General features: G+C 65.9%; 23 protein-coding genes. 16 read left to right on the top strand and 7 right to left on the bottom strand.

From position 1 onward, the window contains the following. The first annotated feature begins 88 nt into the window (after positions 1–88). The 9 genes from PKE71_RS04690 (at position 89) to PKE71_RS04650 (ending at position 8,516) form a co-directional block, all read left to right on the top strand. The gene (locus PKE71_RS04690; RefSeq protein WP_271185803.1) at positions 89–1,720 is read left to right on the top strand and encodes a chloride channel protein; all 1,632 of its coding nucleotides are present in this window, start codon (positions 89–91) and stop codon (positions 1,718–1,720) included. 87 nt (positions 1,721–1,807) lie between these two features. After that, positions 1,808–2,317: a hypothetical protein gene (locus PKE71_RS04685; RefSeq protein WP_271185802.1), complete on the top strand. Its 510-nt coding sequence runs from the start codon at positions 1,808–1,810 to the stop codon at positions 2,315–2,317. 124 nt (positions 2,318–2,441) lie between these two features. Then, positions 2,442–2,849, top strand: coding sequence for a bacteriohemerythrin (locus tag PKE71_RS04680; RefSeq protein ID WP_271185801.1), 408 nt, complete (start codon positions 2,442–2,444; stop codon positions 2,847–2,849). A 280-nt stretch (positions 2,850–3,129) separates the two neighbouring features. Beyond that, positions 3,130–5,415, top strand: a complete 2,286-nt coding sequence (locus PKE71_RS04675) for an ATP-dependent helicase (protein ID WP_271185800.1) — start codon at positions 3,130–3,132, stop codon at positions 5,413–5,415. Between the two features lie 192 nt (positions 5,416–5,607). After that, the gene (locus PKE71_RS04670; RefSeq protein ID WP_271185799.1) at positions 5,608–5,949 is read left to right on the top strand and encodes a GIY-YIG nuclease family protein; all 342 of its coding nucleotides are present in this window, start codon (positions 5,608–5,610) and stop codon (positions 5,947–5,949) included. 373 nt (positions 5,950–6,322) lie between these two features. Next, the gene (locus tag PKE71_RS04665; RefSeq protein WP_271185798.1) at positions 6,323–6,901 is read left to right on the top strand and encodes a DNA-3-methyladenine glycosylase I; all 579 of its coding nucleotides are present in this window, start codon (positions 6,323–6,325) and stop codon (positions 6,899–6,901) included. A 307-nt stretch (positions 6,902–7,208) separates the two neighbouring features. Next, the gene (locus tag PKE71_RS04660; protein ID WP_271185797.1) at positions 7,209–7,655 is read left to right on the top strand and encodes a peptidase S1; all 447 of its coding nucleotides are present in this window, start codon (positions 7,209–7,211) and stop codon (positions 7,653–7,655) included. A 2-nt stretch (positions 7,656–7,657) separates the two neighbouring features. Further along, positions 7,658–8,149 carry a peptidase S1 gene (locus tag PKE71_RS04655; protein WP_271185796.1) on the top strand — a complete coding sequence of 164 codons (492 nt, stop codon included), beginning with the start codon at positions 7,658–7,660 and terminating at the stop codon, positions 8,147–8,149. A 142-nt stretch (positions 8,150–8,291) separates the two neighbouring features. Continuing rightward, the gene (locus tag PKE71_RS04650) at positions 8,292–8,516 is read left to right on the top strand and encodes a hypothetical protein (protein WP_271185795.1); all 225 of its coding nucleotides are present in this window, start codon (positions 8,292–8,294) and stop codon (positions 8,514–8,516) included. Between the two features lie 249 nt (positions 8,517–8,765). On the opposite strand, the gene fghA is transcribed toward PKE71_RS04650, so the two are convergent. The 4 genes from fghA to PKE71_RS04630 form a co-directional block, all read right to left on the bottom strand. Beyond that, positions 8,766–9,605, bottom strand: a complete 840-nt coding sequence (fghA, locus tag PKE71_RS04645) for an S-formylglutathione hydrolase (RefSeq protein WP_271185794.1) — start codon at positions 9,603–9,605, stop codon at positions 8,766–8,768. Between the two features lie 32 nt (positions 9,606–9,637). Further along, on the bottom strand, positions 9,638–10,042 hold the full coding sequence (locus PKE71_RS04640; protein WP_271185793.1) for a type II toxin-antitoxin system VapC family toxin: 405 nt from the start codon (positions 10,040–10,042) through the stop codon (positions 9,638–9,640). Further along, the gene (locus PKE71_RS04635) at positions 10,039–10,266 is read right to left on the bottom strand and encodes a FitA-like ribbon-helix-helix domain-containing protein (protein WP_271185792.1); all 228 of its coding nucleotides are present in this window, start codon (positions 10,264–10,266) and stop codon (positions 10,039–10,041) included. Before PKE71_RS04635 ends, PKE71_RS04640 begins: the two co-directional genes overlap by 4 nt. A 62-nt stretch (positions 10,267–10,328) precedes the next feature. After that, positions 10,329–11,438, bottom strand: coding sequence for an S-(hydroxymethyl)glutathione dehydrogenase/class III alcohol dehydrogenase (locus tag PKE71_RS04630; protein ID WP_271185791.1), 1,110 nt, complete (start codon positions 11,436–11,438; stop codon positions 10,329–10,331). A gap of 185 nt (positions 11,439–11,623) precedes the next feature. On the opposite strand from PKE71_RS04630, the gene PKE71_RS04625 reads away from it, so the two are divergent. Further along, positions 11,624–12,979, top strand: a complete 1,356-nt coding sequence (locus PKE71_RS04625) for an OmpP1/FadL family transporter (protein WP_271185790.1) — start codon at positions 11,624–11,626, stop codon at positions 12,977–12,979. Positions 12,980–13,073: 94 nt separating this feature from the next. Then, on the top strand, positions 13,074–14,189 hold the full coding sequence (locus PKE71_RS04620) for a beta-ketoacyl-ACP synthase III (protein WP_271185789.1): 1,116 nt from the start codon (positions 13,074–13,076) through the stop codon (positions 14,187–14,189). 17 nt (positions 14,190–14,206) lie between these two features. Here the strand turns inward: PKE71_RS04620 and PKE71_RS04615 are convergent, their stop codons facing one another. Further along, positions 14,207–15,619: a serine hydrolase domain-containing protein gene (locus PKE71_RS04615; protein WP_271185788.1), complete on the bottom strand. Its 1,413-nt coding sequence runs from the start codon at positions 15,617–15,619 to the stop codon at positions 14,207–14,209. Between the two features lie 73 nt (positions 15,620–15,692). After that, positions 15,693–16,247, bottom strand: coding sequence for a MarR family winged helix-turn-helix transcriptional regulator (locus PKE71_RS04610; RefSeq protein ID WP_271185787.1), 555 nt, complete (start codon positions 16,245–16,247; stop codon positions 15,693–15,695). A 100-nt stretch (positions 16,248–16,347) separates the two neighbouring features. Between PKE71_RS04610 and PKE71_RS04605 the strand changes: the two genes are divergently transcribed. Both PKE71_RS04605 and PKE71_RS04600 read left to right on the top strand, forming a co-directional pair. After that, entirely contained in the window at positions 16,348–16,893 is a 546-nt protein-coding gene (locus PKE71_RS04605; RefSeq protein ID WP_271185786.1) for a carboxymuconolactone decarboxylase family protein, read from the top strand. 56 nt (positions 16,894–16,949) lie between these two features. Further along, positions 16,950–17,489 carry a peroxiredoxin family protein gene (locus PKE71_RS04600; protein ID WP_271185785.1) on the top strand — a complete coding sequence of 180 codons (540 nt, stop codon included), beginning with the start codon at positions 16,950–16,952 and terminating at the stop codon, positions 17,487–17,489. 190 nt (positions 17,490–17,679) lie between these two features. Here PKE71_RS04600 and PKE71_RS04595 read toward each other — a convergent pair whose 3' ends face one another. Beyond that, on the bottom strand, positions 17,680–18,891 hold the full coding sequence (locus PKE71_RS04595; protein WP_271185784.1) for an ammonium transporter: 1,212 nt from the start codon (positions 18,889–18,891) through the stop codon (positions 17,680–17,682). A gap of 240 nt (positions 18,892–19,131) precedes the next feature. Here PKE71_RS04595 and PKE71_RS04590 point away from each other — a divergent pair, with 240 nt between their 5' ends. From PKE71_RS04590 to PKE71_RS04580, 3 genes are read left to right on the top strand one after another with little or no spacing between them, the layout of a single operon-like run. Further along, positions 19,132–20,247, top strand: a complete 1,116-nt coding sequence (locus tag PKE71_RS04590) for a beta-ketoacyl-ACP synthase III (protein WP_271185783.1) — start codon at positions 19,132–19,134, stop codon at positions 20,245–20,247. Next, the gene (locus tag PKE71_RS04585; RefSeq protein ID WP_271185782.1) at positions 20,247–21,236 is read left to right on the top strand and encodes a TolB family protein; all 990 of its coding nucleotides are present in this window, start codon (positions 20,247–20,249) and stop codon (positions 21,234–21,236) included. The genes PKE71_RS04590 and PKE71_RS04585 overlap by 1 nt, the downstream gene beginning before the upstream one ends. A gap of 14 nt (positions 21,237–21,250) precedes the next feature. Further along, entirely contained in the window at positions 21,251–22,306 is a 1,056-nt protein-coding gene (locus PKE71_RS04580; protein WP_271185781.1) for an acyltransferase family protein, read from the top strand. The last annotated feature ends 15 nt before the right edge of the window (positions 22,307–22,321 follow it).

Below are 22,321 nucleotides of genomic sequence, written 5' to 3'. Positions count from 1 at the left end.
TTCTTTTATATGGAACCGATTGGTTTCATGTCAAGCATCGTCGCGGATCGGCTTGACGCTTGGCGCATTCCGCAGTGAAACCGGAGATGTGAGCGATTCAGATGGGCAATCCTGGCTGGGACAGATCGCCAAGGCCTTCCGCGACGGCCGGGGCCCGGCCCTGTGGGTGCTGGGCATCGGGGTCGGCCTCGTCGCCGGCTATGCCACCCTCGCCCTGAGGCTGGGGATTTCCGCCGTCGAGCGCGGCGCGTTCGGCGTCACGGAAATCCATCTCGCCTCCGCCGCCTCCCACCTGCCCGCCTGGCGCGTCATCCTGATCCCGCTCGCCGCCGGCTGCGTCATCGCGGCCATGCTGTGGCTGGGCAAACGCTGGAACCTGTCGCCGGACACACGCGGCAAGGGCGTCGCCGATGTGCTGGAAGCGCGCGCCGTGAATGCCGGACGGATCGACCTGAAATCGGGGCTCTATTCCGCCATCATGTCGGCGATCTCGCTGGGCGGCGGCGCCAGTGCGGGCCGCGAAGGCCCGGCCGTGCATCTGGGCGCCACCCTCGCCTCGCAATTCGGCAAATGGCTGGATATGCCCGCCCGCGGCAGCCGCATCCTGCTCGCCTGCGGCGCAGCGGCAGCGGTCTCGGCCAGTTTCAACGCGCCGGTCGCCGGCGCCCTCTTCGCCTTCGAGGTCGTGCTGGGCCATTACGCCCTGCGTACCATTGCGCCGGTCGCCTCCTCCTCCATCGTCGGCGCGCTGATCGTGCGGCATCATTTCGGCCAGGACCCGGTCTTCGGCCTGCCGGAGATGGCCGCGGCCAGCGTGTGGGACTTCCCGGCCGCCGCTGCCCTCGGCTTTGCCGCGGCCGGGCTTGCCATCGTGTTCAATCGCGGTGCCATCTTCCTGCCGGCCCGGCTGGGCCAGTGGATGGAACGCATGCATCTGCCGGTCTGGCTGCTGCCCATTCCCGGCGGGCTTCTGATCGGTCTCATCGCCCTCATCGCCCCGGAAATACTCGGCGTGGGCTATGAAGCCACCTCCAACGCCCTGCGCGGCGAATACGCCTTCCAGCAGCTCATCCTCTTCATCGTGCTGAAGACGCTGGCGACCGTGCTCTCGCTCGGCTTCCGTTTTGCCGGCGGCGTATTCTCGCCCTCCATGTATCTGGGCGCCATGCTGGGCGCGGCCTTCGGCATCGCACTGAGTGCGATACTGGGCGAACACACGGCGGGGCCGGCCTTCTTCGCGGTGATCGGCATGGGCGCGGTCTCCGGCGCCGTGCTGGGCGCGCCGCTCTCGACCACGCTGATCGTGTTCGAACTGACCACGAGCTATGAAGCCTCGGTCGCGGTACTGCTGGCCGTCTCGCTCGCGACCGTGCTGTCGCAATCGGCGCTGGGCGGCTCGCTGTTCCAGCTGCAGGTCCAGCGCAAGGGCTATGACCTCTCCGGCGGATCGAGCCGGCTGGTGCTGCAGACCGTGCGTGTGCGCGACGTGCTGGTGCCGCTGGACGACTGGGGCAAGTCGGAAATCCCCGACAAGACCTGCGTGTTCGAGGACGACACGCTGGGCCGGGCGCTGGGCGTGCTGGACGCCGAACAGGTCGATGGCGCTGCCGTGCGCCAGCGCACGGGAGAACAGGCCATCATCGGCTGGATCGCCAAGGCCGACGCCCAGGCCGCCTATGCCCGCCGCCTCGCCGAGATCAGCGAGGAAGAACACCGTTAAGACAGTTTTCGCCTGTCGCGCGAACCGGTTAGCGCTCTGGAAAGGATGTCGCGCTAAGGTGGCAGGATGACACTGGGCGGGCTGCATATGACAACGCAGGACGAATCAGCCCTCGGCACGGGCGTGCTGGGTGCGGACGCGCTCGCCGCTGCCAATATCAATCCCGTCACCGGTCTGGCGACCGACTATCTCAACCACTTCAACGAGGTGGTGATGCTGATGGAAATGCTGCCGGACATGCCCGATTGCGCCGGGGATGTGCTGGACTGGCAGCCGCTGGATTATTGCGGCCATTTCCGCCAGTCCGCCTTCAAGGACAAGGACCTCGCCATCCTCGCCTATGCCGCGGCCCCGCGGGCCGTGCGCGCGCATCTGGAGACGCTGATCCTGCAGATCGACAATGCCGTGATCGAGGCCCAGGACCGGCTGCGCGCGGGCAGCGACGAGGCGACCTGCCGGGCCGTCGCATCCCTGGCGACCGAAGAGATCAAGCCGCTGATCGCAGCGGCCTCCGGCACGATCCACGGCCGTGAGGAAGGCGAGGACGACTTCGCCGACGAGACCGCCCAGGCCGGTATCGACGCCCTGTTCGGCTGAGCCCGCCCACCCCGCATCATCATATAATATTGACGGATCCGGCCGGTTTTGCCGCGCCGGGTTAACCGTGTCTTGGCCGCCGGCAGGTCATAGCTCGGGCGAAGACAGACACCGGAGACCGACCATGCCGATCATGAACTGGGATGCCTCGCTCGATGTGGGCGTGGAGTCGATGAATGACGATCACAAGCAGATTCTGGACCTGATGAACGCGATCCACGATCGCGCTGCCACCGGCGAGACCGGTGCGTCCATGATCGCGCTCGTCGACGCGCTCGCCCGCGTCACGATCGAGCATTTCCGCGACGAGGAAGCCTATATGGCCAGCGTCAATTTCGCCGGCCTCGCCTCGCACAAGCTGATCCATGCCGACCTCTTGAAGACGTTCTCGGACCACGCCGGCACGATCCGCGCCAATGGCGGCGAGGTCCCGTCCGGCTTCCTGATGTTCCTCAAGCTCTGGCTGACCGCCCACATCAAGGGCATCGACATGAAATACGCTCCCACCATGCCGCTGAAGATGGCGGGGTAGCGAGGAGCCGACTCACCCCCTTCGACCTCACCCAGCCCCTGGCCGGGTTCGGCCACTTCCCCCGCTTCGCAGGGGAAGCCTTGGCACAGGGCTCGCCCCGCTTGCGGGGGAGCTGTCGGCAAAGCCGACTGAGGGGGCGGTGCGCAGCACCGCAGAGCGCGCAGCGCGCACAAAGACCCCGAACAAAATACGAACAATTGCACATCCCGGTCTTGGGATTGCGGGCCAATCGGTCCAGACTGACCAGTCATTGCGACTCGAAGGCGGCACCCAAGACACGATGTCCAACCTCTCCATTTCCGACATGGCGCGTCCGGCGCCGCCGACGCCCTATCTTGAAGGGCTGAACGAGCAGCAGCGCGCCGCGGTGGAAGCGCTGGACGGGCCGGTGCTGGTGCTGGCCGGGGCCGGCACGGGCAAGACGCGCGTGCTGACGACCCGCCTTGCCCACATCCTCGCCACCGGCCGCGCCCGGCCGTGGGAAATCCTCGCCGTCACCTTCACCAACAAGGCGGCGCGCGAGATGAAGGAGCGTGTCGGCCAGATCATCGGCGAGGCGGTCGAGGGCGTGCCCTGGCTGGGCACTTTCCACTCGGTCTCGGCCCAGATCCTGCGCCGCCATGCCGAACTGGCGGGCCTGAAATCCAGCTTCACCATTCTGGATACGGACGACCAGCTGCGCCTGCTCAAACAGATCATCCAGGCGGAAAATATCGACGAGAAGCGCTGGACGCCGCGTCACCTGGCCAGCCTGATCGACGGCTGGAAGAACCGCGGCCTCAAGCCCGAGCAGCTGGGCGAAGAGGACAAATGGTCCTTCGCGGAAGGCCGCGGCCAGGGTCTTTACACCCTCTACCAGGAGCGGTTGCAGACGCTCAATTGCTGCGATTTCGGCGATCTCCTGCTGCACACGCTGCACATCTTCAAGGACAATCCGGATGTCCTGAAGATCTATCACGACAAGTTCCGCTACCTCCTCGTCGACGAATACCAGGATACCAATGTCGCCCAGTATCTCTGGCTGCGGCTGCTGGCCCAGGGCACGGGGAATATCTGCTGCGTGGGCGATGACGACCAGTCGATCTATGGCTGGCGCGGCGCCGAGGTCGACAACATCCTGCGTTTCGAAAAGGACTTCCCCGGCGCCGAAGTGATCCGCCTGGAGCGCAATTACCGCTCCACAGCCCACATCCTGGGCGCCGCCTCGGGCCTGATCGCCGCCAACCGCTCGCGCCTGGGCAAGACGCTGTGGACCGAGGACGAGGCCGGCGAGAAAGTCGCCGTGCGCGGCATCTGGGACGGCGAGGCCGAGGCCCGCTATGTCGCCGAGGAGATCGAGAACTGGGTCTCCTCGGGCCGCGCCTATTCCGGCAGCGCCGTGCTGGTGCGAGCCGCCTGGCAGATGCGCGCTTTTGAAGACCGTTTCATCATGCTGGGCCTGCCCTACAAGGTGATCGGCGGGCCGCGCTTCTTCGAGCGCGCCGAAGTGCGCGATGCCCACGCCTATCTGCGCCTGGTGCGCTCGCCCGAGGACGATCTCGCCTTCGAGCGCATCGTCAATATGCCCAAGCGCGGCATCGGCGACACGACCGTGCAGAAGATCGCCGTCACCGCCCGCCAGATGGGCGTGCCGATGACCGAGGCCGCCCGCGTCATGGTCGGCACGGACGAGATCCGCGGCAAGGCCCGCACCGCGCTGCAGGTTTTCCTGCGCGACGTGGAACGCTGGCGCGACCAGGCCGGGCAGAGCCGGCTGGACGAGCTGGCCGAGATCGTGCTCGACGAAAGCGGCTATACGGCGATGTGGCGCGAGGACAAGACGCCCCAGGCCGCCGGCCGGCTGGAGAACCTCAAGGAACTCGTGCGCTCCATGGGCGAGTACGACACGCTGGAAGCCTATCTGGAACACGTCGCCCTGCTGACCGACGCCGACCGCGCCGCCGACGAGGACGAGGTCTCGCTGATGACGCTGCACGGCGCCAAGGGGCTGGAATTCCCGCTCGTCTTCCTGCCGGGCTGGGAAGAGACCGTCTTCCCCTCCCAGCGCTCGCTGGACGAGGGCGGCACGCGCTCGCTGGAGGAGGAACGCCGTCTGGCCTATGTCGGCATCACCCGCGCCCGCGAACGCGCCATCATCACCTTCACCGCCAACCGCATGATCTATGGCCGCTGGCAGACGGTGATCCCCAGCCGCTTCATCGACGAATTGCCGATGGATCATGTCGAGGCGCGCTCGGAGACCGGTTATTATGATGGCGGTCCGGGCTTTGAAAGCGTGCGCCAGCAGCCCGACGCCATGGCCTCGAGCTATTCCAGCCCCGGCTGGAAGCGCTACCAGGCCAGCCAGACCGAAGGCCGCCGCTCGGCCCCGCCCACCATCAACGCCAAGGCCACCCTGATCGAAAGCGGCGACACAAACGGCCGCTGGAAATCGGGCGACCGCGTCTTCCACGACAAGTTCGGCTACGGCACGGTCAAGAAAGCCGACGGCGCCAAATACACCGTCCGCTTCGACAAGGCCGGCGAGAAAAAAGTGGTGGAGAATTTCTTGCGGGAATTGCCTTAGGCTTTTTCTTCTCCAATCGCAGGATTTTTCCCGGCCGAAAGCCCGCAAAGGCGGGCTGAAGACGCCGGGACCGACCGAAGATCATTTCGAGCGGTGAACCTCCCGCAGGCCCCGGACAGCGGGACAGCGCTCCCGCAAAAGCGGCTCAGGAACGAGTTGCACCGAAAAGATTATAAACCTATAATTGCACTCATGAGCAATGCACCCGAAGCCGTCTACATCATGGCGAGCCGGCCGCGCGGAGCGCTTTATGTCGGACGGACGACGAATCTGATCTGGCGCATCTGGCAGCATCGCACCGGTGCGATGCGCGGATACACGCGCCGCTACGCGATCAAACAGCTCGTCTGGTTCGAATGGCATGAGGGGTTCGAGACCGCCGCCCGGCGCGAATATCTCCTCAAGCGCTGGCGCCGTGCCTGGAAGATCAATCTGATCGAGGCGATGAACCCCGGCTGGAAAGACCTGTGGTTCGACATCCGCGGCGATTTCGACGAAGCGGCACCCGTTCTCGCCTCAGCGCCCGACACCTGAGCGCGTCTCCTGGCTGGAAGCCCGCCAAACCGGACCATTTTTCCCGGCCGTAAGCCCGCGAAAGCGGGCTGAAGAAGCCGGGATCGACAGAGCGCGATGCCAAGCGATGAGTCTCCCGTAGATCCCGGACAGCGCTGCACGCTTCCGGGAAAAGACAGCGCTCTCGCGCTTCCGGGAAAAAATGACGCTTTGGGTTTCCCGGGAAGTACGGCGCTCCGGCCGCGCCTTCCCCTTCTCCCTCGATCCCTCTCCCAAGGGAGAGGGAGGTTGGAGCCACTCCTGCCACGACGCTGTCAGCACGCTCTGCCATCCTGGCTTGGCAGGCGGGCGCAGGCAGGGTGGAGTGTGGCGGACACGAAAACGAGGCCAGGCCATGCTCCAGCGCTGCGGATGGGTGAATATCGACGATCCGATCTATGCCGAGTACCACGACACCGAATGGGGTGTGCCCGAGTATGACAGCCGGGCCCTGTGGGAAAAGCTGATGCTGGACGGGTTCCAGGCCGGCCTCGCCTGGATCACCATATTGCGCAAGCGCGAGACGATGCGGGCCGCCTTCGACGGTTTCCAGCCCGAGATCATCGCCCGCTATACCGATGCCGACCGCGAGCGCCTGCTGGCCGATCCGGGCATTATCCGCTCGAAGTCTAAGATCGAGGCCGCCATCGGCAATGCGCAGGCCTGGCTGGACATGCGCGAGCGCGGCATCGATTTCTCGGACCATTTGTGGAGCTTTGTCGGCGGCGCACCGATCCAGAATGCCTGGCCGTCGCTGAAGGACACGCCCACGAAGACCGCCGAGAGCGAGGCCCTGTCGAAGGACCTCAAGAAACGCGGCTTCAAATTCGTCGGTCCGGTGATCGTCTACGCCTTCATGCAGGCCGTCGGCATGGTCAATGACCACGAGCCCCGCTGCCACCGGCATGAGCCGGTGAAACGGCTGGCGCGCTAGCCCCCTCTCCCCCGAACGGGGGATCGTAGGGCTGGCCGCGCAGGTCTAGTCGTGATCGTGCGGCCACCACCTCATCCCGGTCCCGGTGGCCGTGCGATGCGGGACCTCCAAGGCCGCACCAGCCCAGCGTCCTCGCACCCTCGCAAGACTGGTGCGGTGGGTCCCGCATCGCCTCCCCATCTCTTTGCAGACGGACTTTTCGCCACGCCCGGCGGCCCTCCCCTGAACCGGGGATACCGGCCTCACAGTCCCGCTCCTAGGCTTTCCTTCGTTGTGAGGGACCTGAACGCTCCAAGGAGGGGACACCATGAAACGCCTTGCTACCTTCGCCATGATCGCCGCCATCGGCCTTGCTGCGCCGGCCTCGGCCCAGACTTTCGGTTCGGTCAATCTGCGCGCCGGCTTCACGCCGGACCCGTATCGCACGACGGTCACGTCCGGCGGTTCGATCGCGGCCAGCAGCCTGTTCAACAACTGCACCGGCTGGGTCGCCGACAATGTCGACTTCGCCGTCTACTACACCGCCGGCAGCTTCAACCTGACCTTCTCGGCCAGCTCGAACGCCGACACGACGCTGATCATCCAGGCGCCGAACGGCAACTGGTATTGCGACGATGACAGCGGCAACGGTCTCAACCCGATGGTGACGATCGGCAATCCGACCTCGGGCCGCTACTCGGTCTGGATCGGCTCCTACCGCCAGGGCGAATTCGCCCAGTCCACGCTGTCGGTCTCCGAGATCGGACGGCAGTAGTGATGAAGGCGCATCATCTTGCACTCATCCCGGCGCTGGCCCTCGCGGTCAGCGCCTGCGCCAGCACGTCGGGCAGCGGCGGTGGAGGCGGCGGCGGCCGGGTCAATGGCGTGTTCGGCTCGGTCAACCTGCAGGCGGGTTTCACGCCGGATCCCTACCGGGTCAATGTCGTCGCCGGCGGCACGTATGAATCCGCCCGCGAACTGGGCACGCAATGCCGCGGCTGGACGACGGGCGACGGTACCTATGTGCTCTACTACACGGCCGGCCAGTATCCGCTGACCATTTCCGCGACCTCCGACACAGACACCACGTTGATCGTGGGCCTGCCCGGCGGCGGTTTCCTGTGCGACGACGATTCCGGTCCGGGTCTGAACCCACAGGTCACGATCAACCGTCCGGGCAGCGGCGGCTATGCGATCTGGGTGGCGACCTATTCCAGCGGCCAGATGGCTCCGGCCACCCTGTCGATCTCCGAGATCGGCCAGCGCTGATCCTGTGTGCCGGGGTCAGGACAGGCCGTCCTGCCCCCGGCATGCCATCCGCCCGCCGGTGTGACGCGGGTTTCACGTGACAGACGTGCCGGCGCGGCGCTAGTTTTCCGGCTCCTTCATCCGATGAACCGGAGCCGCCCCCGTGACCCGTCTTCTCATCCTTCTTGCCGCCAGTTTCGCCCTCACCGGCTGTGCCTATCTGGAAGGCGGCCGCAATGAGGACCTGCCCTCGGCCTCCGAACTGGGCGCCGGCGATTGCCGCCAGGCCGGACCGCAGGACGCGGCCGCGCCGGGCGAGTGGATCTGCGACAATGGCGACAGCCCGTTCCAGCGCACCCGGCCGCGCCATCGCGTCGAGGACAACTGATCCGGCTGGCCCGCGCCCTCGAACTCCACCCATCCTTCCCCTTGATGGGGAAGGTGGGCCGAAGCGGAGCTTCGGGTCGGAAGGGGTGAAACCCGGTGGCGCTTTCGAAGAGCGAAATGGAAGGCATCTCGCTCCCACCCCATCCACCACGCCTGCGGCGCGGTCCTTCGTTGCGTCGAACATGCCCCCGGCATGTCCTTTGGCGCCTCAGTCCCCATCAAGGGGAAGGATTGGGGGCGTGCGTGGGCCCTACGCTTTCAAAGCCTTCGCGTGATGGCGCAGATGGTCTTCCATGAAGCTGGCGATGAAATAATAGGAATGGTCGTATCCGGGATGCCGGCGCAGGGTGAGTGACTGGCCCGCCTCGCGGCACGCCGCCTCGAACAGTTCAGGCTTCAGCTGTTCCTCGAGGAACTGGTCGGCCTCGCCCTGGTCGATCAGGATATGGGCGTCCGAGGGCTGGCGCTTCACCAGCTCGCAGGCATCGTGCTCGCCCCAGGCCGGGCATTCATCGCCCAGATAGGCCTGGAAGGCCTTGCGCCCCCACGGCACTTTCGACGGCGCCACGATGGGCGAGAAGGCCGAGACCGAGCGATAGCGGGCGCGCTGCTTGAAGTGCAGGGTGAGCGCGCCATGACCGCCCATGGAATGCCCGAAAATCCCCTGGCGCTCCATGTCGGCGGGAAAGGCCGAGCCGATCAGGGCGGGCAATTCCTCGGTGATGTATTGCTGCATGCGGAAATGCGGCGCCCAGGGCATTTCCGTGGCGTCGATATAGAAGCCCGCCCCCTGGCCCAGATCATAGGCGTCGTCATCGGCCACGTCCTCGCCGCGCGGCGAGGTGTCCGGCGCCACCACCATCAGGCCCAGCTCGGCGGCCATGCGCTGCAGGCCGGATTTCTCCATCACATTCGACCAGTTGCAGGTCAGCCCGGAGAGATACCACAGCACCGGAACCGGCCCGTCCTTGGCCCGGGGCGGCGTGAAGACGGCAAACCGCATCGGGCAGCCGCAGGCCTCGCTGTCATGATCGTGGACCGACAACGTGCCGCCGAAAGACGTCCAGCTGGAAACGGGTTGGAGGGTCAAGGCGATGTCCTTTCGGATGAAGGGATGGGCGGTCAGGACGGGTTGATGGTCTCGATACCAAGCCTGTCGCGCGCCAGCGAGAGAAGTTTGCGGTCGACCGAGACGAGCGGGAACTGCGTGCGCAGCGCCAGGGCCAGATACACGCAGTCATAGACGGGATGCTGCAACCGGCTCGCCAGCGCGAGGGCTTCGGGAAAGATCGTCCGGTCCGGCCGCAGATCGGCAAAACCGGACAGGTTCCGGATCGCCGTCAGACAGTCCTCGAGCGGCACCAACCCCTTGTTGACATACTTCCAGAACGCATTGGCGCTTTCTACCAGAACCAGTTCCGGCGCCACCATGGCATGGGTTTTGGCGACGGCCTCCGCAGCATCGGATCCGGCAACCGGCAGGAAGACTTTCACGGCCACGCTGGCATCGAATACCGCCGGCTTCACCGGTCCCGGTCCTCGCGGATCAGGTCTGTCGGGTCGATATCGATGGGCTTGCACCGCTCGCGCATGCTCCGCGCGAATTCGAAAAAGCCCTGCCTGTCACGCATGGCCGTTTCCGACAGCACCTCCCGCAGGAATTGCTCCAGCGATTTTTCCTCACGCGCCGCCATGCGCTTGAGGTTGGCGACGACAGAATCGTCGAGACTGCGGATGATAACCTGGCCCATGGCGCGCTTCCTGATATCAAAGTGATATCATAGCAGATCCGCAGACCAGGCCCAAGCGTGGATCAATACTCCACCACGCTGCGAATACTCTCCCCGGCATGCATCAGGTCGAAGCCCTTGTTGATGTCTTCCAGCTTGAGCTTGTGGGTGATCAGGCTGTCGATATCGATGCGGCCTTCCATGTACATGTCGACGATTTTGGGCACGTCGGTGCGGCCCCTCGCCCCGCCGAAGGCCGAGCCGCGCCAGTTGCGGCCGGTAACCAGCTGGAAGGGACGGGTGGAGATTTCCGCGCCGGCCGGCGCCACGCCGATGACGATGGAGGTGCCCCAGCCCTTGTGGCTGCATTCCAGCGCCGTGCGCATCACATTGACATTGCCGATGCATTCGAACGTGTAGTCGGCCCCGCCGCCGGTCAGCTCCACCAGATGGCCGACGAGATCGCCTTTCACATCCTTGGGATTGACGAAATCCGTCATGCCGAACTGGCGCGCCATGGCTTCCTTGGCCGGGTTCATGTCGACCCCGACGATCTGGCGCGCGCCGATCAGCTTGAGACCCTGGATGACGTTGAGACCGATCCCGCCGAGACCGAAGACGACCGCGGTGCAATTGGGCTCGGCCTTGGCGGTGAACATCACCGCGCCGATCCCCGTCGTCACGCCGCAGCCGATATAGCAGATCTTGTCGAAGGGCGCGTCCGGGCGGACCTTAGCCAGCGCGATCTCGGGCAGGACGGTGTAGTTGGAGAAGGTCGAGCAGCCCATATAGTGCAGGATTTTCTCGCCCTTGTAGGAAAATCGCGACGTGCCGTCCGGCATCACGCCCTGGCCCTGGGTCGAGCGGATCGACTGGCACAGGTTCGTCTTGGGATTGAGGCAGTATTCGCACTCCCGGCATTCCGGCGTGTAGAGCGGGATGACGTGATCGCCCGGCTTTAGCCCCGTCACGCCCGGACCGCACTCCACCACCACGCCCGCGCCCTCATGGCCCAGGATCGCCGGGAAGGCGCCCTCCGGGTCGGCGCCGGAGCGGGTGAACTCGTCCGTATGGCAGATCCCCGTCGCCTTGATCTCGACGAGCACTTCACCGGCCTTGGGGCCTTCCAGGTCGACCTCGACGATCTCGAGCGGTCTTCCGGCTTCGAAGGCGACAGCGGCACGCGTTTTCATGGGGCTCTCCCGGGGTTTTCCAGACCGATTGCAGACCTGTCTTTCGCACTCCGGGACCGGGAGGTCAAAGGCGCACGCAGCTGCGAAGAGCAGATTTTGCTGCGCAGCAAACCTCTTGAAACGCGGAGGGAACGAAACGACGTCGCATCCCGTTGGGTCACCGGGGAGGGCGCAAGGAGTATGTCATGTTTCCGTCTCTTCCCCCCGCCGGCTGGCGCGTCTCCGCGACCGCCATCCTGATCGCCCTGTCCGGCACAGCCGCCCACGCCGAGGGTTTCCGCATCCAGGAATACAGCGTGCGCGATCTCGGCCTCGCCAATTCGGGCAATGCCGCCTACGCCGCCGACGCCTCGACCGTCTTTTCCAATCCCGCCGCCCTGCCACAGCTGGACGGCCGCCAGCTCAATGCCGGCCTGCACGGCATTCTGGGCCGCGGCGAGTTCACCGATACCGGCTCGACCGATGCCACCGGCGCCCCGCTGAGCGGCGGCAATGGCGGCGATCTGTTCAACGATGCCATCATCCCCAATGCCTACTACGCCCAGCCGGTCGGCGACGGGCGATTCTGGTTCGGCATCGGCCTGACCGCGCCCTTCGGCCTGACGACCGACTATGACAATGGCTGGAGCGGCCGCTACCAGACGCTGGAATCCGAGCTGACGGTGATCGACATCAACCCCTCGCTCGGCTTCGTCGTGAATGACTGGCTGTCGCTGGGTCTCGGCGTGAGCGCGCAATATGCCAGCGTGAAACTGACCAATGCGATCGATTTCGGATCCCTGTGCCTGGGCCAGATCGAACCGGCCGCGCCGGGCACGTGTTCCGCCATCGGCGCGCTGCCGCAGCAGGCCGACGGCTTCGTCAAGCTGGACGGCGACGACTGGACGCTGGGCTATAATCTGGGTGCGCTGATCACGCTGAGCGATGCGACCCGGCTGGGTCTCGCCTACCGTTCGGGTATCGATCACGGCATCGAGGGCGATGCGCAATTCTCCGCCCCCGCCGCGATGGGCGCCCTGCTCGATCCCGCCTTCACCGACAGCCAGGCTTTCGCACCGCTGAACCTGCCGGCCCGCTTTTCGGTCAGCGTGCACCACCAGGCCACCGAACGCCTCGCCCTGACCGGCGATGTCAGCTGGTCGCAATGGGAGCGGTTTGACGGGATTTCCGTCGACTTCGACAATCCGGCCCAGCCGGACACGGTGGAAACCCTCAATTACGACAACACGATCCGCTATTCCGCCGGTGCCGAATACGCCGTGAACACGGCCTGGACCGTGCGCGGCGGTGTTGCCGTCGAGGAAACGCCGACCGATCCGGACTTCCGCTCACCGCGCGTGCCCGATGCCGACCGCACCGTCGCTGCGCTGGGTGCTTCCTGGACCCCGCGCGAGAACATCACGCTGGACGCCGGCTACCAGCACATCTTCTTCGAGGATGCGCAGATCGACGAGACCGGATCGGGCGGTGACACGCTGGCCGGGGTCTATGACGAGAACGCCGCGGACCTGGTCGCCCTGGGCCTGAGCTGGCGCTTCTGACGCCTGCCGGACCGGACAACCGCGCTAGAAGGGTGACGCCGCGGGATTGCCGGACTAGTTTCGCGCCTCTTGCGTACGTCCCGGAGTGATGTGAATGAGCGCGGTTATCCGGTCCACCGGTCTTTGGACCCCCGACGAGTCCGTTTCCAACGATGAACTCGTCGCCTGCTTCAACGCCTATGTCGAACGCTTCAATGCCGAGAATGCCGACGCCATTGCGCGCGGTTCGGTCGAGGCGAAGAACCCCTCCTCCTCCGGCTTCATCGAGAAGGCCTCCGGCATCAAGTCGCGCTACACGATCGACAAGGCCGGCGTGCTCGATGTCGATCGCATGCGCCCGCGGGTGAAGCCGCGCGCCAATGACGAGCTCGCCCTGACCGCGGAAGCCGGCGTTGCCGCCGCCCGCGACGCGCTGGCCCGCGCCGGCCGCGACCCCAGGGATGTCGACGCGGTGATCTGTTCGGGCACCTCGATGCAGCGCACCTATCCGTGCATGGCGATCGAGATGCAGGACGCGCTGGGCATCGAAGGCTTCGGCTTTGACATGACGGTGGCGTGTTCCTCCGGCACGTTCGGCATGATCAATGCGATCAACATGATCGATACCGGCATGGCGAAGTCCGTGCTGGTCATCGTGCCGGAAATCACCACGCCGCAGCTCAATTTCCGCGACCGCGACAGCCATTTCATCTTCGGCGATGTCGCCGTGGCGGTGCTGATCGAGCACGAGGATGCCGCCGGCGGCCAGGGCTGGCGTGTGGTCGGCCGCAACATGATGACGAAGTTCTCGAACAATATCCGTTCGAATTTCGGCTTCCTCAACGCCTCCGAGGATCCGGAACCGGATTTCGACGACCGCTATTTCGTCCAGGAAGGCCGCAAGGTCTTCAAGGAAGTCTGTCCCATGGTCGCCGAGATGATCCTCAACGACATGGCGAGCTTCGGTCTCAAGCCCGACCAGATGAAACGCCTCTGGCTGCACCAGGCCAATATCAACATGAACATGCTGGTCGCCAGGAAAGTATTCGGCCGCGATTTCGAGCCGGACGAAGCACCGGTCATCCTCGACGAGTTCGCCAACACGGCCGGGGCCGGCTCGCTGGTCGCCTTCCACCGTCACAATGACGGGTTCGAGACCGGCGAAAAGGGCCTGATCTGCTCCTTCGGCGCGGGCTATTCCGCCGGCACGGTGTTTGTCGAGAAGCTCTGAACCGGTAACTCAGCGGCCTATCTGCGGCCGCTATAGGCCACCGCCAGCCTGAAGACCGCGAAACCCACGCCGCACACCGAACCGGCGATCAGCAGGATCGTCATGTCCGGCTGGTAGAGATTGAACGTCGCAAGCGGAACGCCGAAGAGTCTGGGGATCAGGTCCACAAACACCCAGGCCATCGCCAGGGTCGCGACCAGGGGGAAGAAAAGGCTGAAAGCGCCGAAAGCACCCGACTTCGCCCGCAGGCCGTCCCGTCTCACCCACGCCGTCGCGATGCCGGCCAGGAAGAGAGCGGGCAGCACCAGCAGCATGATATAAAGGCTCTTCGCCCCCAGATGATTGCCGCCGTTTTGCGGCGCGTCCCCGAGTGCAAGCGCCGCAACGCCCGCAAGAATGTCTCCGGTCACGCCAAACCCCATGCCGCTGTTGGCATTGACCAGAACCACCCCGCCTCTGGGCTCCGAGCGGGACAGGACAGCGATGGTTTCGACCCCGGGGGTCAGTCCTGTGTGGTAGGCCGCATCGGCCTCGGCATCGAGAAACCAGCCGAAGCCGTAATGCGGTGAGGCGGCACTGGCCGGGCTCAGCATCAGGGCCTTGTGGTCCGCGCGGATCAGATCGTCCTCGCCATTCATCATCATCGCCAGATAGCGGGCCATGTCGGCAGCGCTGGCCATCACACCACCCGCTGGCGCCATGCCGCGCACGGTCCGGCGATCGGCGACCGGGCGCCGGCCGCCGAACCAGGGTGTATGGCCGATCGCCATGGCCTCATGCACCTCGCCATCGGCGACGAAACTGTCCTCCATCCCCAGCGGCTCAAGGATCCGCGTCTCGATATAGTCGCCGTATTCCAGACCGCTGACCGTCTCGATCAGCCTGCCCAGAATGAGATAATTGGCATTGGAGTACTGCCACTGGCTGCCGGCCTCGCTGGCCGGCGCGATCATCGCCAGCTGCCGGACCCGGTTGGCCAGCCCGTCAGTCTCGCCGGCCCCGTCGGTATGGGACTGGTTGCCCTGCAGTGTGGAATAGCCGCTGGTATGGCTCAGCAGCTGGCGGATCGTGATCGCCCCGCCGGGCTGGCCGTCGAACACATCCAGATAGTCGCCAATGCCATGATCGAGCTCGATCCGGCCCGCTTCGACCTGCTGCAGGATGGCGAGCGCCGTGAAACTCTTCGAGATCGAGCCGAGCGCGAAGGGCGTGTCTTCGGTGACCGGCAGGCCACTGCCCGCCACGCGCTCACCCCGTTCGCCCAGCTGCACTTCGCCATTCTCGAGAAGCGCATAGGCCAGCCCCGGCGCTGCCGCTGCCGGCGCCGCCCGGTCGAGAAAGGTCTCGATCCCGCCGGATTGCGGATCGTCTTGTGACAGGGCCGCTGCCGTCAGACACAGCAGACCCAGGATCGCCAGATAACGCCACATTCGATGTCCCCCCGTTTGTCTTTACCTGACCTAGCAGGCACCGGTTGCCGGCACCACCGTCAGGCTTGTGTCCCTAGCCGTCATGCTCGACGCAGATCGCCTCGCTGTCGGCAGGTCCCAGCGCTTCGTTCAACAGGGCGCATCGCGCCCGGCCTGCCGCGCCCGGCTCCGGCCGGTAATGGCGGCAGGTCCGGCACACGCCGAAGGCCCGCCCGCCGCGCCGGCGCAGAAGGTCTGACAGCACCGCCCGCAATCCGCCGGACATATCCTCGCCGCGCGCCGCCTCCACGCTGCGCACCGCGGCATCCAGCGCGTCCATCGGATCGCCGGCCAGCATCTCCCGTCCTGCCACCGTCAGTGCCAGCGTCAGGCGCCGCCGGTCGCCGGCGACCGGCTCCTTCGTCACGAGCTGCTTGGTCTCCAGCGCATTGAGCGATTGCGACACCGTGCCCTTCGTCAGGTTGAGATAGGCGGTCACGGCCGAAGGTGTGCGGGAAAACCGGTTGGCCAGCCGCAGGAAGCGCAGGATTTCCCATTGCACCGGTTTCAGCCCGTGAGCATGCGCCTCGTTCTGGATGAGGCGGGACAGGCGTTCGAGCAGATGCGTGGTCGGTGAGTGTCCGGACATGCCTGAACGTATCGAGTCAAAACAGGTCTTGCAAACCCCGGATGCGATCCCTAGCTTTTAAATGTATCGAGTCGATACTTTTTGAGCGAAAGGACACCCAATGCCCCATCTCACCCCCTTCCCGCACGCCGACGCGTCGGGCGAACGCAAGCAGCTGATGGACGCCGTGAAGGGCCAGTTCGGCGCCGTCATCAACATGTTCGGCACCGTCGCCCACTCGCCCGCCGCGCTGAAATCCATGCTCGGCAGCTTCCAGGCGCTGGGCGGCGGACGCATCGATGCTGCGCTGGGCGAGAAGATCGCCGTGGCGATCGCCAACCGGAATGATTGCGAATACTGCCTCTCTGCCCACACCGTGCTGGGCACCAAGGCCGGCGAAACGCCCGCCGCGATGGAGGCCGCCCGCACCGGCAAGGCCGCCGATCCGCGCACCCAGGCCGCCCTCGACTTCGCGCTCGCCGTCGTCGAACAGCGCGGCCATGTCGGCGCCGGTGCCGTCGAGCGGCTGCGTGCGGCCGGGTTCGACGATGAGGAAATCGTCGAGATCGTCGCCCATGTCGCGCTCAACCTCTTCACCAATTACGTGAATGTCGTGTTCGGCGTCGAGGTCGACTTCCCCCGCGTCAAACCCCGCCAGGCCGCCTGACAAACGGATGCCCGCCGGCGCGGCCGCTGGCGGGCATCCATCCCGAGGATACCGAGATGAAGCTGAAACCCGCCCCCGAACTCACCGTCTCCGGCTGGCTGAACACTGCGGAGCCGACGAGCCTGGCAGACCTTCGCGGCCGGATCGTGCTGCTGGAGGCCTTCCAGATGCTGTGCCCGGGCTGTGTCTCGCATGCCCTGCCCCAGGCCCGGCGCGTCGCCGAGCATTTCACCGCGCACGGCGTCGCCGTGATCGGCCTGCACAGCGTGTTCGAACATCATCAGGCCCAGGGCAGCCGCGAGGCCCTGGCCGCCTTCCTGCACGAATACCGGATCGCCTTTCCCGTCGCGATGGATGCGGCCGGAGATGGGGGCGGCCTGCCCCGCACCATGGCCGCCTATGCCATGCAGGGCACGCCGACAACGATATTGATCGACCGTCAGGGCCGCATACGGCGGCACAGTTTCGGCGCGGTCACCGATCTCGCACTCGGTGCCGCGATCGGCGCGCTCCTCGCCGAGGGCGATCCCGGCCCCGCACCGGACGGGAGCGATCCTGCGATGGCATGCACGCCCGAGGGATGTCCTGCGCCCTGATCCTCTTCCCGCGGCCCGGGCAAAAAAGACCCGGTCCGCCGCAGCGAACCGGGTCAGTCTGACGTCTCGAGGCCGGGGAGGACATGGCCTGGACGCGAAACGGTTCAAAACGGGTCGGGGGTAAGCGCCGCAACCCCTTACAGCGCTCACCCCCGTTCCGGCCCCCAACCGGCCGAACCATGAGCCGGTGTCAGCCGCCGACGGACTCGCCGTGGAGGCTGGTATCGAGACCGGAGACTTCGGATTCCTCGTCGACGCGCAGGGGCATCAGCTTCGAGAGAACAAACAGGATGGCGAAGGTCACGGCGCCGCAATAGACCGCCGCGGCGAGCGCCCCCCAGGTCTGGGTCCAGATCTGCAGCAGATTGCCCTCGATGGCGCCCGGCGCGCCGCCGATCGCTTCGCTGGCGAAGACACCCGTCAGGATAGCGCCCACCAGGCCGCCCACACCGTGCAGGCCGAACGCATCGAGCGCGTCGTCGATCTTCAGCGCCTTCTTCAGCGCGGTGACGCCCCAATAGGCCGCAAAGGCGCCGCCGGCACCGACAAAGAAAGCCGCCCAGGCCGGCACGAAGCCTGCGGCCGGGGTGATCGCGACCAGGCCGGCCACGGCACCGGAGGCGGCGCCGAGCACGCTGGCCTTGCCGCGCAGGATCCATTCCAGCCCCATCCACACCAGCACGGCGGTCGCGGTCGCCAGCTGGGTGGTGACCAGGGCGTGCGCGGCCGCGCCGTCAGCCGCCAGCGCGGAGCCGCCGTTGAAACCGAACCAGCCGACCCAGAGAATGCCGGCACCGGCAACCGTCAGCACCAGATTGTCCGGCGCCAGGTTCGATCCGGGATAGCCCTTGCGCGGACCGACGAATTTCGCGAGCACCAGGCCGGCCACACCGGCATTGATGTGCACCACGGCACCGCCGGCAAAGTCGAGCACGCCCGCCTCGCCCAGGAAGCCGCCGCCCCATACCCAGTGGCAGATCGGTGCATAGACCAGCACCACCCAGACGGCCGAGAACACCATGAAGGCGGAGAATTTGATCCGCTCGACCGCCGCACCCGCGATGATCGCAACGGTGATGATGGCGAAGGTCAGCTGGAACATCAGGAAGAGGTTTTCCGGCAGGTCGCCGGACATGGTGTCCGGAGCGATCCCCGCCATGCCGATCCGGCCCAGCCCGCCGACAAAGGCATTCAGCGCGCCGCCGTCCGAGAAGGCGAGCGAATAGGCGATCAGCGCCCACAGCACGGTAACGATGGCGGCAGCACCGACACTCTGCATCAGCGTGGAGAGTACATTCTTGCGGCGCACCATGCCGGCATAGAAGAGGGCCAGCCCCGGCAAGGTCATGAACAGGACCAGGGCAGTCGAGGTCAGGATCCAGGCATTGTTTCCAGTGTCCATGCGGGGCCTCCGGCGAGCGCTTGTTTGCTTCTTGCTATCTCGTCAAAAGCTAGGCGCCGGATTTTCCGGGAGTCGACTTCGCCGCAAGAATTTCGCGGTTTTGCGCCGTGTGCGCTGCACAATCGGGCAGGTTTGCCCGTTTTTCGGGCGGCAGCCCGGGCCCGGCAATGCGCGCATGGATTGATCGGGGGCGGGCATGCTTTACGCTGGCGAAAAGTCGGGAAGAAAGAGTCGGGAACCGTGACAGACAGCGTCATCCGGGCGACCGGTTACTGGGCCCCTCCCAGTGTCATCGACAATGACGAGCTCGTCGCGAGCTATAATGCCTATGCCGGGCGGTTCAACGCGGAACACGCCGCAGCCATTGCGGCTGGCGAGATCGAGCCTGTCCCCCTGTCCAGCACCGAATTCATCGTCAACGCTTCGGGCATCCAGCGGCGGCATGTCTACGAGAAGTCCGGCATTCTGGATATCGACCGCATGGTGCCGCAAATCCCGCCGCGCCCGATCGAGGAGGTCTCGGTGCAGGCCGAGTTCGCCATGAAGTCGGTGACGCCCGCGCTCGAGGCGGCCGGCTATGACGGGTCGGACATTGACGGCGTGATCGTCGCCTCCTCGGCCCAGCAGCGCAATTTCCCCGGCGTTTCCTGCGAGATCCAGAACATCATCGGCTCGGACGGCTTCTCCTTCGACCTGACCATGGCCTGTGCCTCGGCGCTCTACGGGCTGCACATCGCCAATGGCATGATCCGCTCGGGCCAGGCGAAACGCCTGCTGATCTGCTCGCCGGAGCTGATGACATGCATCAATGTGCATTCGCGCCGCGAGGTCCACTTCATCTTCGGCGACGCCTCGGCGGCGATGATCGTCGAGGCCGATGACGGACGGCCGGGCGGCTGGGACGTGCTGGGCACCCATGCGCAGAACAAGTGGTCCTCGGCGCTGCGCTCGGATTTCGGCTTCATCAACATTGCCGAACGCCAGGTCGATCCGGACTATGAACCGCATCTCGACCAGGACGGCCACCGCGTCTTCAAGGATGTGGTCGGCTTTGCGCCCACGGTCGCGCGCTCGATGATGGACGATATCGGTCTGGCGCCGGAGGATGTGCGCCGCACCTGGCTGCACCAGGCCAATATCCGCATGGTCGACATGATCGCCAAACGCATTCTCGGCCGCGACCGGACCGAGGAGAATGCGCCGGCCATCCTGACCGAGTACGGCAATACCTCGTCCTCGTCCGTCGTGATGAATTTCCGGATGCATTCCGACGATATGAAAGCCGGCGAGACCGGCGTGATGTGCGCCTTTGGTGCCGGTTACGGTGTCGGCGCGGCTGCCGTGAGGAAACGCTGATGCGCCCGATACACACCCTGGCCGCACTGGCCGGTCTGAGCCTGATCGCCGCCTGTTCCGACCCCGCGCCCGAACCGGAAACCGCGCCCGAAACCGCGCAGCAGGCAAGCGAGGAGACCGCGCAGGCGGACGCTGAGGCCGAAGCCGCCGGCCTGCCCGGTGTCGACATCTATATCGCGCCGCTCAGCTGGGTCGGCAATATCCCGGCCATCGGCGCGCTGACCAACGCCACCGCCCGGCCCGGCTATGACAACCAGCCGGCTTTCACCGAAGACGGTACCGGCTTCTACTTCACCTCCGGCGACAGCGAGCACACCGATATCTGGCGCTGCAGCCTGGACTGTTCGGTGCGCACGCAGATCACCGACACGCCCGATGCCGGGGAATACTCCCCGCGGCCGACCCCGGCCGGCGGCGCGCTGTCCTATATCTACCAGGCGCCCGGCGGGTATGGCGGCGAGGTCTGGCTGGACGCACCGGATGGCGGCAATGCCCGCCCGGCCTCCGATGTCGGCCCGAACGGCTATTACGCCTTCAATGCCGACATGACCCGGCTGGCCGTGTTCAGCCTCGACGAGGGCTTCCCGCTGAAAGTCTTCGGCCGGTTCGAGGATACGCAGATCGTCACCGCCGCCGAAGGCATCGGCCGCGCGCTCTATGCGGCGCCGGATCATGACAGCGTCTATTTCACGATGCCGCGCGAGGATGGCGGCTTTGCCGTCTTTGAAACCGGCTTCGACGGCACCGCGCCGGAGCACCGTTTCGACCTGCCCGGCGAGACCCAGGACTATGCCGTCTTCACCCTGCCGGACGGCACGGACGGTTTCTTTGCGGTCGATGAGAATGTGCTGATGACGCGCACGCTGGATGCACCCTGGCACTCGGTCGCCGATCTGGCCGTGCACGATATCGACGGGGTCACCCGTCTCGCCGTCAGCCCGGACCGCCGCCATATCGCCCTCGTCGCGAACGATCCGGCCGGCGAATAGCCGGCGCCGCGATCATGCAGGAACACGGGCGGCACACGACCATCGTCGAGATTCAGCACCTGCGCATGGTCGCGGTCCTGCTCGTCGTGCTCGCCCATATCCACCAGGCCGATGCGCGCTTCCTCACCACCACGCTGCTCGACCAGACGGCCTATTTCGGCTTTGCCGGCGTCGACGTCTTCTTCGTCCTGTCCGGCTTCATCATCCACCATCTCTACCGCGACCGTCGCGGGCTGGATGTGCGCTATTTCCTCAAGCGCCTGAACCGGATCTTCCCGCTCTACTGGATCTTCACCGGGCTGACGCTCGCGGGCTATCTCGTCTTCGCCGGCAGCCTGACGCGCTCCTTTGCCGAGCTCGACCTCATCGCCTCGCTGACCCTGATCCCGCATCACGACCTGCCCGTCCTGCTGGTCGGCTGGACGCTGACGCACGAGCTCTATTTCTATGCCCTGTTCGGACTGGCGCTGGCCCTGCCGCCCGTCTGGCGCACCGGTGCGGCCGGGCTGTGGGCAGCGGCAACGATTGCCGCGACTGCCCTCATGCCGCGGGATGTCTCGCCCTGGCTGAGCGTCGCCTTCAGCCCGTTCAACCTGCTTTTCCTGTCCGGCATTGGCCTCTCGGTGCTGCGCAACCGGCTGCCGGCCTGGCGCTGGCCGCTCGCGGTCGTCGCGCTGGCCGGCGCGATCGGCGGACTGATCTGGACCCATGGCGGCGGGCTGGAGGCCATCGACGCCGCCGCCCTGCGCGTGCCGGTCTTTGCCCCCTTCGCCATCGGCATCACCGCGGCCTGGCTGGCCTGGAAGCCGCACCTGCCCGCTCTCGCCGCGCGCATTGGCGACTGGTCCTATGCGATCTATCTGGGCCATCTGCTGGCGATCAGCGCGCTGGCGCGCGTCCTGCCCGAGAGCCTGTGGAGCCCGCTCTTCTACCTTCTCGCCCTGGCCGCCTGCATCGCCCTGGGCTGGCTGACCCATATCGCCGTCGAGATGCCGCTCCTGAAAGCCGGCCGGCGGCTGATCGACAAAATAAAACCGCCCGCTGACACGCAGCGGGCGGCCAAGGACTAGCGAAAGCGGATCCGG

This window comes from Maricaulis virginensis, from assembly GCF_027922185.1.
Taxonomy (GTDB): domain Bacteria; phylum Pseudomonadota; class Alphaproteobacteria; order Caulobacterales; family Maricaulaceae; genus Maricaulis; species Maricaulis virginensis.
The sequence above is the reverse complement of the archived record's forward strand: the minus strand, read 5'-3'. Positions and strand labels throughout refer to the sequence as shown.